Source organism: Streptomyces luomodiensis (genome assembly GCF_031679605.1).
GTDB lineage: Bacteria > Actinomycetota > Actinomycetes > Streptomycetales > Streptomycetaceae > Streptomyces > Streptomyces luomodiensis.
The window spans coordinates 8,602,014-8,615,205 of the sequence record NZ_CP117522.1 but is presented as its reverse complement, the minus strand read 5'-3'; the positions used below and the strand labels follow the sequence as shown (position 1 = coordinate 8,615,205).

General features: G+C 72.0%; 11 protein-coding genes. 3 read left to right on the top strand and 8 right to left on the bottom strand.

Going from position 1 to position 13,192, the window contains the following annotated elements; all coding sequences use genetic code 11:
- Positions 1-936 carry a carbohydrate ABC transporter permease gene (locus PS467_RS36295; RefSeq protein ID WP_311038794.1) on the top strand — a complete coding sequence of 312 codons (936 nt, stop codon included), beginning with the start codon at positions 1-3 and terminating at the stop codon, positions 934-936.
- Between the two features lie 7 nt (positions 937-943).
- The gene (locus PS467_RS36290; RefSeq protein ID WP_268975888.1) at positions 944-1,888 is read left to right on the top strand and encodes a carbohydrate ABC transporter permease; all 945 of its coding nucleotides are present in this window, start codon (positions 944-946) and stop codon (positions 1,886-1,888) included.
- Here PS467_RS36290 and PS467_RS36285 read toward each other — a convergent pair.
- The 3 genes from PS467_RS36285 to PS467_RS36275 form a co-directional block, all read right to left on the bottom strand.
- A complete protein-coding gene (locus PS467_RS36285) occupies positions 1,882-2,979 on the bottom strand; it encodes a LacI family DNA-binding transcriptional regulator (protein ID WP_311038793.1) in 1,098 nt (365 codons plus the stop codon). The genes PS467_RS36290 and PS467_RS36285 overlap by 7 nt on opposite strands.
- 109 nt (positions 2,980-3,088) lie before the next feature.
- Positions 3,089-3,814, bottom strand: coding sequence for a response regulator transcription factor (locus tag PS467_RS36280; RefSeq protein WP_432280779.1), 726 nt, complete (start codon positions 3,812-3,814; stop codon positions 3,089-3,091).
- A 20-nt stretch (positions 3,815-3,834) separates the two neighbouring features.
- A complete protein-coding gene (locus tag PS467_RS36275; RefSeq protein WP_311038792.1) occupies positions 3,835-5,163 on the bottom strand; it encodes a sensor histidine kinase in 1,329 nt (442 codons plus the stop codon).
- Between the two features lie 200 nt (positions 5,164-5,363).
- Here PS467_RS36275 and PS467_RS36270 point away from each other — a divergent pair, with 200 nt between their 5' ends.
- Positions 5,364-7,874 carry an ABC transporter permease gene (locus PS467_RS36270; protein ID WP_311038791.1) on the top strand — a complete coding sequence of 837 codons (2,511 nt, stop codon included), beginning with the start codon at positions 5,364-5,366 and terminating at the stop codon, positions 7,872-7,874.
- A 31-nt stretch (positions 7,875-7,905) separates the two neighbouring features.
- On the opposite strand, the gene PS467_RS36265 is transcribed toward PS467_RS36270, so the two are convergent.
- The 5 genes from PS467_RS36265 to PS467_RS36245 form a co-directional block, all read right to left on the bottom strand.
- On the bottom strand, positions 7,906-8,769 hold the full coding sequence (locus PS467_RS36265; RefSeq protein ID WP_311038790.1) for an FHA domain-containing protein: 864 nt from the start codon (positions 8,767-8,769) through the stop codon (positions 7,906-7,908).
- Positions 8,766-10,640 (bottom strand): serine/threonine-protein kinase, encoded by a 1,875-nt coding sequence (locus tag PS467_RS36260; protein WP_311038789.1) that lies wholly within the window; start codon positions 10,638-10,640, stop codon positions 8,766-8,768. The genes PS467_RS36265 and PS467_RS36260 overlap by 4 nt, the downstream gene beginning before the upstream one ends.
- A gap of 240 nt (positions 10,641-10,880) precedes the next feature.
- Positions 10,881-11,315 carry a septal ring lytic transglycosylase RlpA family protein gene (locus PS467_RS36255; protein WP_311038788.1) on the bottom strand — a complete coding sequence of 145 codons (435 nt, stop codon included), beginning with the start codon at positions 11,313-11,315 and terminating at the stop codon, positions 10,881-10,883.
- A 57-nt stretch (positions 11,316-11,372) separates the two neighbouring features.
- On the bottom strand, positions 11,373-12,194 hold the full coding sequence (locus tag PS467_RS36250; RefSeq protein ID WP_311038787.1) for a glycoside hydrolase family protein: 822 nt from the start codon (positions 12,192-12,194) through the stop codon (positions 11,373-11,375).
- A gap of 51 nt (positions 12,195-12,245) precedes the next feature.
- Entirely contained in the window at positions 12,246-13,040 is a 795-nt protein-coding gene (locus tag PS467_RS36245; RefSeq protein WP_311038786.1) for a thaumatin family protein, read from the bottom strand.
- Positions 13,041-13,192: the final 152 nt, after the last annotated feature.

Below are 13,192 nucleotides of genomic sequence, written 5' to 3'. Positions count from 1 at the left end.
ATGGCTTCCGTCTCCACGCCCGCGCGTCAGGTCGCGGCCGGATCCCGACGGCCCGCTGCCACGGACCGGTCACGGTCCTCGGGCGGTACCGGGTGGCTCTTCGCCACCCCCTTCCTGGTGTTCTTCACGCTCTTCCTCATCGTGCCGCTCGGCATCGGCCTGTGGATGAGCTTCACCAACTCCAGCTTGACCGGCCACGGTGACGGCACCTTCGTCGGCCTGGACAACTACACCGAGGCGCTGGGCGACAGCCAGGTGTGGGAGACCCTCGGCAACACGGTCTGGTTCACCGTGCTGTCCACCGTCCCCCTCGTCGTCGTCGCCCTCGTGATGGCCCTGCTGGTGTACACGGGGATGCCGGGGCAGTGGCTGTGGCGGCTGGCCTTCTTCGCCTCGCACCTGCTGCCGGTCGCGGTGGTCTACCAGATCTGGAGCATGCTGTACCAGCCGGACCGGGGGATGCTCAACGGTCTGCTCCAGGCCGTCGGGCTCGACGGGGTCACCTGGCTGACGGACGAGAAGGTCGCGATGTGGTCCATCGCGCTGGTGACCCTGTGGTGGACGGTGGGGTTCAACTTCCTGCTGTACCTGGCCGCGCTCCAGGCGATCCCCGACCACCTCTACGAGGCGGCAGCGCTCGACGGCGCCGGTGCGTGGCGCCGGCTGTGGTCGATCACCCTGCCCCAGCTGCGCCGGACCACCGGGCTGATCGCGGTGTTGCAGGTGATGGCGTCGCTGAAGGTGTTCGACCAGATCTATCTGCTCACCAAGGGCGGTCCCAACGGCTCCACCCGGCCGATCCTGGAGTACATCTACGACACCGGCTTCACCAACTACCGGCTCGGCTACGCCTCGGCCGTGTCGTACGTGTTCTTCGCAGTGATCATCATCCTCTCGATCGCCCAGTTGAAGATCTTCTCGCGCGGGGAGGACTGATCGCGCCATGACCACCGAGACTCTCTCACCCCGCACACCCGGCAAGCCGCCCCGTTCGACCATGCCCCGGGAGGTGGTCCGGCGGCGCCGCTACGGCCGCGGCCACGCCTGGCACCCCACACTCGGCACGGGGCTCCTCCCCCGTGTGCTGACACTGCTGGCGCTGGCGCTGATGACGGTGGCGTGGCTGGTGCCGTTCGGCTGGGGAGTGGACACGTCGTTCAAGACGGAGGTCGACGCCAGCGCGTCGGGCGTCGACTGGATTCCCAAGGCGGGCTTCACCCTCGACGCCTACCGGACCATCTTCGGCCAGGGCAAGCTCCCGGTGTGGGCGCTGAACAGCCTCGTGATCGCGGTGTGCGTCACGGCGCTCACCGTGGCCGTCTCGGCGATGGCGGCGTACGCCTTCTCCCGGACGCTCTTCCGTGGCCGCCGTGTGCTCTTCGCCGTCATCATCGCCTCGATCATGGTGCCGCCGCAGATCCTGATCGTGCCGCTGTTCCGGCAGATGCTCGCGATGAACCTCGTCGACACCTACGCGGCGGTGATCCTGCCGCAGGTGGTGGCGCCCGCGATGGTGTTCATCCTGAAGAAGTTCTTCGACGGCATCCCGCGGGAGCTGGAGGAGGCCGCCCGGATCGACGGGGCGGGCAGCTTCCGGGTGTTCTGGAGTGTGGTGATGCCACTGTCCCGGCCCATCCTGGCAGCGGTGGCGATCTTCGTCTTCATCAACACCTGGAACAACTTCCTGTGGCCGTTCATCAGCACCAGCGATCCGCAGCTGATGACGCTGCCGGTGGGGCTGTCGACCGTGAAGGACTCCACCGGGCTGCGGAACGCCCAGGAATCGGCCTCCTCGATCCTCGGCTCCCTCCCGCTGCTGATCGTCTTCATGCTGTTCCAGCGGCAGATCGTGAAGTCGGTGGCCACCACCGGTCTGGGAGGTCAGTGACCGGTCCGGGCGGCCCGGCCCTCGGTGGACTCGCGGATGTGCAGTGTGTATCCGACCACCACCTCCTGGGCCGGGCGGTCCGGTGCGTCGATCCGCTCCAGCAGCAGATCGACGGCGCGCCGGGCGATGGCGCTCTTGTCCGGCGCCACGGTGCTCAGACTCGGCGTGCTGTACCGGGCGGCCTCGATGCCGTCGAACCCCATCACGGCCATGTCGTCCGGCACCCGCAGCCCGCGTTCGTACAGGGTCCGCAGCGCGCCGAGGGCCAGCGCGTCGTTGAAGCAGAACACGGCGTCCGGCGGTTCGGCCTGCTCCAGCAGCGCCTCCATCGCCCGCGCGCCCTCGCGCAGGTGGTAGCGGGGGGTCTCCCGCTCCAGCCGGGGGTCCAGCGGCAGCCCGGCCTCCTCCAGCGCCTGGCGGTAGCCGGTCCTGCGCAGCAGCGGTGTGCCGATGTACGGCTCGGGCTGCAGCCCGATGGCGGCGATCCGGCGGCGGCCGGCGCGCGCCAGATGGGTCACGGCCTCCTTCGCGGCGGCCACGTTGTCGATCACCACATGGTCGGCGAGGCCGCCGCTGGGGCGTTCGCCGAGGAGCACCAGCGGCACGGCGCCGAGGTGGCCGGCGAGCGCGCTGCCGTGCAGGGCGAGCGGGCTCACCACCATGCCGTCCACGATCTGGTCGCCGAGGCCGCGGATGACGGCCGCCTCCCGCTCGCGGTCGCCGAGGGTCTGCTCGATCAGCAGGGTGCGGCCGTGTTCCTCGGCGGTGGTCAGGAAGTGCCGTCCCAGTTCGGCGAAGTACGGGACGTCCAGCTCCGGCAGGACCAGCCCGATCATGCCGGTGGTGCCGCGCCGGAGGTTGCGGGCCACCCGGTTGGGCCGGTAGTCGAGCTCCCGGATGGCCCGCTGGACCCGCTCCCGGGTCGCCGGGGACACGTGGACGAAGCCGTTGATCACGTTGGACACGGTCTTCGGGGAGACTCCGGCGAGCGTCGCCACGTCCTTGACGGTCGCGCTTCTGGCCGCACCGTCCGGGCGCTTTCGCCCCGGTGCCGCTCCGTCCCTGGTGGTCTGCTGTTTCACGGCGGTCACCGACCGATCCTAGAGCGTGCCGGAGCCGGGGGCACGCCCCGGGCACGCGCGGCGGTGCCCGCTCAGGCGGCGGCCGGTGTCCGGCCGCGCGACGTCTTCGGCGAGCGGATCACCGTCCGCCACTCGGCGAGGGCTCGTCCACCATGCCGTGCTCCCAGGCCCAGGCCGCGATCTCGACACGGTTGCGGGCGGTGAGCTTGCGCTGCACGTTGCCGAGATGGGTCTTCACGGTGGACAGGGTGACATGCAGGTCCGCGGCCACCTCCTCATTGGTACGGCCGCGGGCGACCCGCCGGACCACGTCGACCTCGCGCTGGGTCAACGGCTCGATCAGATCCTTCGGCCCGCCCCTCCCGGTGCGGGCCGGACGGGCCTCGGAGGGGGCCGGCCGCTCGCGGTGGGGTGCCATGTGCGCGAGCAGACGGACGGTCACCGACGGCGAGATCAGCGAGTTGCCCGCCGCGGCCGCCCGCACCGCTTCGGTGAGCAGCCCCGGGGCGCCGTCCTTGAGCAGAAAGCCGCACGCGCCGTTGCGCAGCGCCCGGTAGACGTATTCGTCGAGGTCGAAGGTGGTGGCGATGAGGACGTTCAGGGGGTCGGGCACATCGGGTCCGGCGAGGAGCCGGGTGGCCTCCAGACCGTCCAGCTCGGGCATGCGGATGTCCAGGAGGCAGACATCGGGCCGCAGGCGGCGGGCCTGGTCGACCGCCTCGACGCCGGTCGCCGCCTGGGCGACGACCCGCATGTCCGGCTGGGAGTCGAGAATCATCCGGAATGCGGCCCGGACCATCTCCTGGTCGTCGGCGATGAGCACCTGGATCGTCATGCCCTGCATGATCGCAGGCGTGCGGTCCATCAGCCGGACGAGGCCACCTTCGGGGTCGTGTGGTCCGAAGTCGCGGAGCACGGGGTTCGCGTTGTTTTGTCCGGCGTCGTTTTGCCCGGCGTCGTTTTGCCCGGCGTTGCTTTGTCCGGGGCATCCTTCTCCGGGGTCGCCTTGTCCAGGGGGAGCACGGCCAGGACGCGCCAGCCGCCACCGTCCCGTGGCCCGGCGGTGAGGTGCCCGTCGACCTGCTCGATCCGCTCGGCCAGGCCGACCAGGCCGTAACCGCTCCCCTCGACCGGCCGCTCGGCGGCGGGTGAGGCGCCGCCCCGCCCGTCGTCGTGGACCGACACCTCCAGCCGCTCCGGGTCGCCGGGCCGCACACCGATCCGCACCTCGACCCGGCCGGCCCCGACGGCGTGCTTGCGGACGTTGGTCAGGGACTCCTGCACCACCCGGTGGACCGTGGTGGCGGTGCCGGGCGGGAGCGGCCGGTCGGCGAGTTCCGGGGCGAGGATCAGCTCGGCGGGCGGGCCCACCTCGGAGAACTCCCGGGTGAGGGCGCGCAGCCCGCGCAGACCGGTCGGATCGCCCGTGGGCCGGGTCGTGGCGGAGCCGTGGTCCCGCAGGCTGGAGACCATGGCGCGCATCGACCCCAGCGCCTGGGACCCGGCCCGCTCGATCTGGGCGAGCATCCGGTCCAGGTCCTCCGGGGACTGGGTGTGGCCGGCCGCCGCCGTGAACCGCGCGGCTTTGACCTGGGTGACGATCGCCGTGACGTGGTGCGCCACGAAGTCGTGCAACTCCCGTGCGTGCTCCAGGCGTTGGGCCTGCCGGATGGTCTCCCGCTCCCGCTCCCGCAGCGTGTCGTACAGACGCAGACACAGGCCCACCACCACCATGAACGGCACGAAGCACACCGCGATGGCGCCGATCAGGTTCGCGAGGTTGCCGTCCCGCTCGGCGACCCGCAGGGGAAGTGTCACCGCGGCGAGGGCGGCTCCCGCGGCCAGGGCGGCCGCGCTCAGTGGCCGACGGCGCCGCACGGCGCGGGTGATGAGCAGCAGCAGCGCGCCCAGCTCCACCAGGCCCGGGGTGTTGGGGGGACGGTGGGACAGCTGTGCCTCCGTCACGGTCAGCACACCCGAGACGGCCGCCGCGCCGACGGCGCAGCGCGCGAAGAGCCGTTCCGGCACGGCGAGCGCGGCCAGGCACAGCACCCCGGACAGCATCGTCGCCGCGGCCATCGGCGGATACGGCGCGTTCAGCCCCTCGAGGACCACGAGGACGACCAGAGGGGCGCCGACCAGGCACTGCCAGAGGTGCCGGAAGCGGAAACGGTACCGGGACACGGAGATCATGGCAGGTCACGCTACGGCCGGGCCGCCCTCGCCACATCGAACTTTCGGCCGAGGGGAGCCGGGGACCAGGCGGCGGCTTCGGCATTCCGGTGGATCCGCCGAGCCGCGCCCGCGCGAAGGATGGCACCCGGGGCGGCCGAAGAGCGTTCGAGCGCCACGCACCCGCCCCTGCTCACCGTTTCCCTTTCCGAAGGCCGTCGATGTTCCGCACCGCCCTGCGCACCCTCCGCTCCCATCGGCTCCGTTTCGCGATGCCCGCCCTCGCCGTCGTGCTCGGCGTGGCCTTCATGACCGGTTCGCTGCTCTATGGCGACTCCGTCAGCGCGGCCGCGCTCCGCGCACAGACCAACTCCCAGCCCGATGCCTCCGTCTCGATCACACCGGACCGGTCCGATGAGTCCCCTCCGCTCGATGACACCCTGCTGCGGCGATTGCGGGCGCTGCCGGCGGCCGCCGCGGCACGCGGTGTGGTGGAGGGCCGCTCCTTCCTCGTCGGCTCCGACGGCACTGTGGTGGGTGACCTGAACCAGGCCGCGGGCGTCAACTACGTCCCCGACGGCAGCGGCGAGGACGTCCGCTATCCGCTCACCGCGGGCCGCGGCCCCCGTACCGCCACCGAGATCGCCGTCGACCGGCACAGCGCCGAACGCGCCGGGTACCGGGTGGGGGCAAGGGTGCGCGTCGTCGTGGGCGGGACGGCCCGCGACGCGCGGCTGGTCGGCGTGTTCACCGCCCAGGACAGCCGGCTGGACTCCGGTGGCACCCTCACCGCCTTCGACACCGCCACCGCGCGACGGTATTTCGCCCCCGCGGCGCACGGCTACTCGGCGATCACCCTGACCGCCGCCGACGGCACATCCGACGCCCGGCTCGCCCGCCAGGCACAGCGGGCGCTGCCCTCCGGGCTGCGGGCCGTCACCCGTGCGGAGCTGGATTCCCAGGCCACCGGCGGCGGCGAGGACAAGCTCACCACGCTGCTGCTGAGTTTCGCGGGCATCGCCCTGTTCGTCTCCACCTTCCTGGTCGCCAACACCTTCACCATGCTCAGCGCGGCCCGCGCGCGGGAACACGCGCTGCTGCGCGCGGTCGGCGCCACCAGGGGCCATGTGATGCGCCTGGTCCTGGCCGAGGCCACCCTGGTCGGGGCGGTCGCCTCGGCCGTCGGGTACGCGCTGGGCATCGGTGTCGCGGGGCTGCTGGGCCGCGTGTTCGGCGCCTTCGGGACGGGGAACGCCCCCTTGCCGCCGCTGTCCGCCACGTCCCTGCTCGCGGCGTTCGGCGTCGGCATCGGCGTCACCGTCCTGGCCGCCTGCCTCCCGGCCCGCCGGGCGGCGGCCGTACCGCCCGTGGCGGCGCTGCGGACCGTCCAGCCGTCCACCGTGGCCTCGCTGCGCCGCCGCAACACCATCGGGCTGATCGTCACCGCGTCCGGGGCGCTGCTGGTCGCCGCCGCCGTCGGCGAGCCGGACCTGCTCTTCGGCGCGGCCCCCGTCCTGCTGGTCGGACTGATCGTCCTCACCCCGCTGCTCGCGCTGGGCGTCACCGGGCTGCTGCGCTCTCCGCTGACCCGGCTGGCGGGCGTCCGCGGCACGCTCGCGGTGGAGAACGCCCGGCGCAATCCACGGCGTACGGCGGCCACGGCGACCACCCTGATGGTGGGTCTGGCGATGGTCACCGCCGTCACCGTGGCCGTGGCCTCGGTAAACCGCCTGGACGAGGAGGAGGCGGGCCGGTCCATGCTCTCGGATGTGCGCATCACCGCCGTCGACTTCGGGGAGATCGGCGATGACACGGCGGCCCGGGTCGCCCGCCTCGCCGACGCCGAGGCCGTCACCCCCGTCAGCCACGCCTACCTCGACCTCTCCGACACCTCCTCGGTGCCGGTCACCGCGGTCAGCCCCGGCGCGGTGGAGCGGGTGACGCCGCTCACCGTCCGCGAGGGGTCGCTGGACCGCCTCGGCCATGGCATCGCCGTGACCGAGGAGCTGGCCGCCGCCCACGGCTGGCGGCTCGGCTCCCGGGTGACGGGCACCTTCTCCAGCTCGGCCGGACCCACCCCGAGCACCCGGACCAGCCTGCCCGTCGTCGCGGTCTACGACGGTCCGGACGATCTGACCCCCGCCCTCGTCTCCGACCGCGCCCTGCCGCGTGGGGCGGGCGCCGAGGAACGGCCGAGCATCGACTCGGTCCTGGTCAAGGCCGCCCCCGGCCGCACCGCCGCGCTCCAGGAGGAGATCCGGCGCGCCCTGGACAATCCCGCGCTGCTCGTCCAGGACCGCGCCGACGCGGTGGCCGCCGCCACCGCGCGGACCGCGCCGTTCCTCGACATCATGTACGCCATGCTCAGCGTGAGCGTGCTGATCGGCGCCCTCGGGGTGGTCAACACCATGGGCATGGCGGTCTTCGAGCGGGTGCGGGAGTTCGGGGTGCTGCGGGCCATCGGGCTGGACCGCCGTGGTGTCGCGGCCGTGCTGCGCCTGGAGTCGGTGACCATCTCCCTCCTCGGTTCCGCGCTCGGGGTCGTCGCCGGCACGGCCATCGGCGCGGCTGCCGTCCTCGGCCAGGAGGGCGTACCCCTCGTCGTCCCCTGGGACCGGGCGGCGCTGTTCTTCGTCGCCGGCGCCGCGATCGGGGGCCTGGCCTCGCTCTGGCCGGGGCGTCAGGCCGCCCGTGTCCCGATGCTGCGGGCCATCACCGCGGATACCGAATGACGGCACGGGCGCCGAGGAGGCGCCGGGAGGGTCAGGCGGCGTCGATCAGCGACAGGTCCAGGGGGACGAGCGTGGTCGACATCATCAGGGCGCGGATCAGGTGGTCGTTGAGGGCGTTGCCGACCGGTTCGCCGACCTCCTCGCGGGTCAGCCAGGGCACACCGTCCCGGGAGAGCATCATGCGGACCCGGTTGACCAGGTGCTCCACGCGCTTCTCCCGCCAGCCCTCCCCGGGCCGCAACTCCGCGAGCTGGGCGGCGGTCTGCTTCCAGGTGAGCGGCTGCGGGCGTGGTTCATGGAGCAGATACCGCTGGCCGAGGACGACGAGCGCGAGCTTCTCCTCCTCGGTGAGCACCCATACGCGGGGCGGGCGGGTGACGTCCCCGGGCTGGGCCACGGGGCGCTCGGCCTCGGGACCGCTGACGAAGACCTCCAGCAGATGCTCCCGGTCGCGTGAGCCGCGCACGAACAGCGGGGTGTAGCCGGTCTCGAGAGGCAGCGGCTCCTCGCCGGTGAAGAGCAGCCGCGTCGGGAAGCGCAGGGGCAGCCGGCCGTTGTTGGCCACCCACCACTGGCCGTGGCGGTGGGTCAGCCTGCCCTGGCAGCGGCTGACCTGCGGGTCGTCCTCGCCCACGCAGACGTGCACCTCGGGCCGGTTGCGCCCGAAGAGCAGCTCCCGGCCGTCGCCGGGGCCCAGGGTGATGCCGCCGGTCAGCGCGAGGGCGAAGGCGGTGCCCGGCACCGGCGCGGACACCCCGCGGGCCAGGCTGCCGTGCGCGGCGGGCAGCAGGCGACCGGCCACGGCGGGACGGCCGGTGGCGGGGTGGCGGGCGGCGGGGTGGTTCGCGGGGGGCCGGGCGGTGGCGCGGCGGTCGTTGCCGGGAGGTGTGGTCATGCCTTCGGTAGTTTCTTCGCGGCCGCGGCGGTGAGCGCCTTGGCGGTGTGGCAGAGCTTTTCGGTGGACTGCGGTCCGCGGACGTTCAGCGACACCAACTCGACGGTGTCATCGCCGAGGGAGTTGCGGTAGGAGCGGTGCAACATCTGGACGAGGCAGGACTCGTCGCTCCACTCGTTGGGCAATACGAAGCTCTTTCTGCCGGCGATCACCGCTCGCTGTCCGTCGTGAGAGGTGAAGTCGTTGCTCCGGCTGAACTCCAGCTCCACTCCCGCGTCGCCCGAGCCGTTCGCCCACTCGCATCGCCAGTCCCCGAAGCCCTGGTCGCGGTCCTGCACCTCGACACCGGCGGCCCGCTCGAGCTCATCACCGTCGAACAGCCCGCACGCGTGTCCCCGGGCCAGGGAGCTCTCGTCCGGCCGCGACGAGCGCCGGGGGACCTGGCCGCGGTCCAGCACGCTGACGGCGTAGTCGGTGGCCGCGTCGCCGAGTTGGCACGGGTCGGGAGCCGGGGTGCCGAGCCGCTCGGTGATGATCCAGATCTGTTTCCGGTCAGCCGACGCGATGTTCCGCACGCACTTGTCCCCCTCGCGCTTGTACGCGCCGATGGTGACATTGCCGACCCTTCTGGTGGGCACGAGGCCGCCCGGCTCCGGCGGGTCGGCGTCGAAGTTGAGCTGGACGTCGGCGATGTCATCGCCGCTCTCGCCGCGCAGCAGGACATCGCACCGATCGATCTCGCCGTAGTCCGGGTCGAGCACGGTCGCGCCGAAGCGGCTGAGCGAGACGGCGTCGAGCAGCGTGCAGGGGTCGGCCGTGCGCGCGTCGCCCACGGTGCCGGCCCGTCCCGACTCGGACCGGCCGCTCTCGTCGGAGTGTCCGCCGCCCCAGGGGCCGACCAGGGCGAGCCACGCCACCATGGCCGCGGCGGCACCCAGCGCGGTCGCGGTGATCACCACACGGCGGCTCGGGCGGCGCCAGGGCCTTCGGGCCGACGGCGGCAGCAGCCGCATCCTGAAAGGGGTGCGGTCCAGCGGGCCGCCGTCATGCGGGCCCTCGCCGGGCGCGGGCCCGGGGGTGGCCCGCCGCAGCAGCCGTACGGCCTGATCGGCGGCGGGGCGCCGCCTCGGCTCCACGCTCAGCAGCGCGGTGAGCGCCTCGGCCAGCGGCCCGGCCCGGCGCGGGGGCTCGATATGGCCGTCGATGGCCCGCGCCACATAGGCCATGAGGTGTGCGGCCTTACCGTACGGAGACTGCCCCTCGACCGCCGCGTAGAGGGTCGCGCCCAGGGAGAACACATCGGACTTCCGGTCGGCCGGGTGTCCCTTGGCCACCTCGGGCGGCAGATACAACGGCTTGCCGGGCACGCCACCGGTCCGGGTCAAGGTGGCCTCGCTCCACAGCGCCCGGGAGATGCCGAAATCGGTCAGCTTGGCCACCCCGTCCTCGGTGACCAGCACGTTCTCCGGGGAGACATCGCCGTGCACCACGCCCTCGGCATGCGACTTCGCCAGCGCGGCGGCGATCTGGCAGCCGATGGAGCCCACCTCCTGCGGGGAGAGGGCGCCGCGGTCGCGCACCAGGTCGGCGAGGCTGCTCCCGGACACGTGCTCCATGACGATCCAGCAGTCCCCGCCCTCCTTGACGAAGTCGAACACCGAGACGACGTGCCGATCGTGCAGCTGCGCGGCGTTGGATGCCTCGTTGGTGAGCCGCCGCTCCGCGCGCTCGTCGTCCGGATGGGCACACTTCATCGCGACCTGCCGGTTCAGCAGTTCATCGTGGGCCCGCCAGACGATGCCCATACCGCCGCTGCCGATGGGCTCCTGAAGGAGATATCGGTCGGCGATCCTGTCACCGGCCTCCGCCATCACCCGCACCCCCGTTTACCCCACTTCATCGCACGAGTTCCCACTCCCGGCGTTTCGCGAGGGAGAGTACTTCGGCCCGAGGTCGGTGGGTAGCGATTCCGGCGAAGAGCCCCGGAAAGAGCGAAGCCGCCGGCGTACGACGGGCGCTTCGCGGGGCGGCATGGGGGCACCTGCACGCGGCGGCCCCGGAACCGCGTTCCGGGGCCGCCGCGACCGCGCCTTTCCGCCGTCGGTGCGGGGTCAGGGCACGATTTCCTCCTTGACCACGATGTGGCCGGAGTCGGGGTTGAGGACTCCGCCGAGCCGGGCGTACGCCCCGTCGGTCAGGTCGAGGCACTTGGGCACCGACGGGCTCCACGCGAAGGTGCCGCGGTCGTTGATGCGCACGACCAGGGACGCGCCGTTCGCGACGTTGGTGACCTTCACCTTGGTCCCGAAGGGCAGTTGCGGATCGCGGCTCAGGGACGTCGCCGCGGTGTCCGCGTTGTTGTCGAAGAGTTCGCCGCTGGCGGTGTAGGCACCGGGGGGTATGTAGCCGTAGTGGGTCGCCCAGCAGTTCTCTCCGGCCGGCGGGGTGTCACTGGTCGCGGCGGTGCTCGTCGGGGCGACACCGAGCACGGCGGTCAGTGCGACGGCCGCGGCCGCCAGCCGGCCGGCCAGCATTCCCTTGCGCATGGCGAGGACCTCGTTTCGATGTGTGGTGGTGGGGGGTGCGCACGGACGGGCCGTTCGTCAGCCGGCCGCGCGGTAGGCGGCGCCCATCTGGTTGGGCGTCGCGCCGTTGTAGAGACCGGTGCCGCCGCGATCGGCGGACAGCGTGAACCACGCGTACCGCTCGACGAAGGACAGTCCCTGGAGCATGGCGGTGGACTTCGTCACGAACGCGGCCTGCTGCTCCGCGGTCGGATACCTCGGGGTACCGGTCGAGAAGTCGATCAGCGCGTACTCGGTGAGCCAGATGGGCTTGTGGTAGCGGTCGTGGACCGCCTGGAGATAGCCGCGCAGCTGGTCGGTGGCGCGGGTGGCGTCGAAGTCCGCGCCGTACCAGTGCAGCGGGATGAAGTCGACCGGGTAGCCGCGGTCGGCGGCGCCCTTCATGAAGCGGTCGAGCCAGCCGTCGGCGACGTCGCCGCCGTAGGCCACGGCGGGGGCGCCGAGCCGCATACCGGTCGACTGGAGCCGGGGCCACAGGTCGAGGGCCTGCTCCACGGTCATGTTCGCCTGGCCGGCCAGGTCCGGCTCGTTGAATCCGAGCAGGGTGCTGCCCTCGCTCCTGGCCCGGTCGAGTTCGGTGTCGGTCACCGAGCCCGCACCCCAGATCATGGGCACGAACTCGACACCGTCCGGCGGCTGGATCTGTTCCTTGCCCGAGGCCCAGGTGTAGAACCAGCCGACCCCGGAATCGGCCATCGCCGCGGTGACCCCGTCGAAGTTCCAGGCGCTGACGCCCTTCTTCCCGGCCTCGGCGGCGGACGCACCGGCGCCCGCCTGGCTGCCCGTGGTCAGCAGGGTCAGCACCGCCAGCAAGACGGTGAGGAGGCGTATCCTCCGCACGTCGTCCCTCCTTTTCTCATCCGGCCGCGGGTGAGGCGGCCGACCGGCCGGTCAGACGACGCTGTGGAAGGTGACGGTGAAGCCGCTGCACTGGCCGCACTGCTGCATCACCTGGTTGCCCGGTTCCTGGTCCTGCTTGGACCATCCGTAGGCCTTGGGGCAATGAGCGGCGATCATGTCGCTGTAGGGCGTCTTGGCGTCCCGGTTGGGGTTGGTGCACAGCATCGGCGTGCCGTCCGGCCGGCTCGTCAGGTTGTCCGGGGGACACAGCGGCAGCAGGTTCTCCGAGCAGCCCATCGTGTCGCATCCGCCGCCGCCCGCGGCGTCGTTCGGGGCGATGGTGACGGGCTGGGAGAAGGCGTTGACGTAGCTGACGTTGTACCAGGGGGCCAGCGAGTCCCGGGTGTCGAAGTTGAACTCCGCGAGGCTGGTGGGCTGTTCGGCGGTCTCGCAGTGGTCCTCGAGCTTGCCGCAGTCCCCCACCTCGCAGTGGAACGTGTCGCCCGGCGTTCCGGTACACCCTTGACGGGCGAAGAACTTGCCGCGCCAGTGGCCGGGGTCCGCCGTCTCGGGAATCGTCACCGTGCCCGACTGTCCGGGCTCCAGGATGGGCAGCGAGGTGAAGTCCTTGGACCCGTCGGCATTGACATCGCTGCCGATCCACACCTTCCTGCCGGTGTCGTTGACGAAGGTGACGGTGTGGTCGACCGCCGCGGCCGACGCGGTACCGGACGCCGTTTCCGCGCCGGTGCCGGGGGTGGCGCCCGCGCTGGTCGCGGAATGCGGGCTCAGGGCCACCAGGACCGCGGCGGCCATGGCGGCCACGGCGGTCAGGATTTTCCGCATGGTTCCTCTTTCGTCGTGGGGGAAAGGTGTTACGGAAGAGCCGGCGGTGCCGCCGGAAGGTCATGCGCCGTGGCGCTCCCACGACCGAGCGAGGTTGATCACGAGCAGTTCGTCACGATCATGACAACCTTTGCGCACGAAAACTCTCCGAG

Coding starts and splice junctions, on each gene's coding strand:
- PS467_RS36265 (WP_311038790.1), bottom strand. CDS start 8,769: ATGACCACACCTCCCGGCAACGACCGCCGCGCCACCGCCCGGCCCCCC.
- PS467_RS36255 (WP_311038788.1), bottom strand. CDS start 11,315: ATGCGCAAGGGAATGCTGGCCGGCCGGCTGGCGGCCGCGGCCGTCGCA.
- PS467_RS36280 (WP_432280779.1), bottom strand. CDS start 3,814: ATGCAGGGCATGACGATCCAGGTGCTCATCGCCGACGACCAGGAGATG.
- PS467_RS36275 (WP_311038792.1), bottom strand. CDS start 5,163: ATGATCTCCGTGTCCCGGTACCGTTTCCGCTTCCGGCACCTCTGGCAG.
- PS467_RS36260 (WP_311038789.1), bottom strand. CDS start 10,640: ATGGCGGAGGCCGGTGACAGGATCGCCGACCGATATCTCCTTCAGGAG.
- PS467_RS36290 (WP_268975888.1), top strand. CDS start 944: ATGACCACCGAGACTCTCTCACCCCGCACACCCGGCAAGCCGCCCCGT.
- PS467_RS36270 (WP_311038791.1), top strand. CDS start 5,364: ATGTTCCGCACCGCCCTGCGCACCCTCCGCTCCCATCGGCTCCGTTTC.
- PS467_RS36295 (WP_311038794.1), top strand. CDS start 1: ATGGCTTCCGTCTCCACGCCCGCGCGTCAGGTCGCGGCCGGATCCCGA.
- PS467_RS36245 (WP_311038786.1), bottom strand. CDS start 13,040: ATGCGGAAAATCCTGACCGCCGTGGCCGCCATGGCCGCCGCGGTCCTG.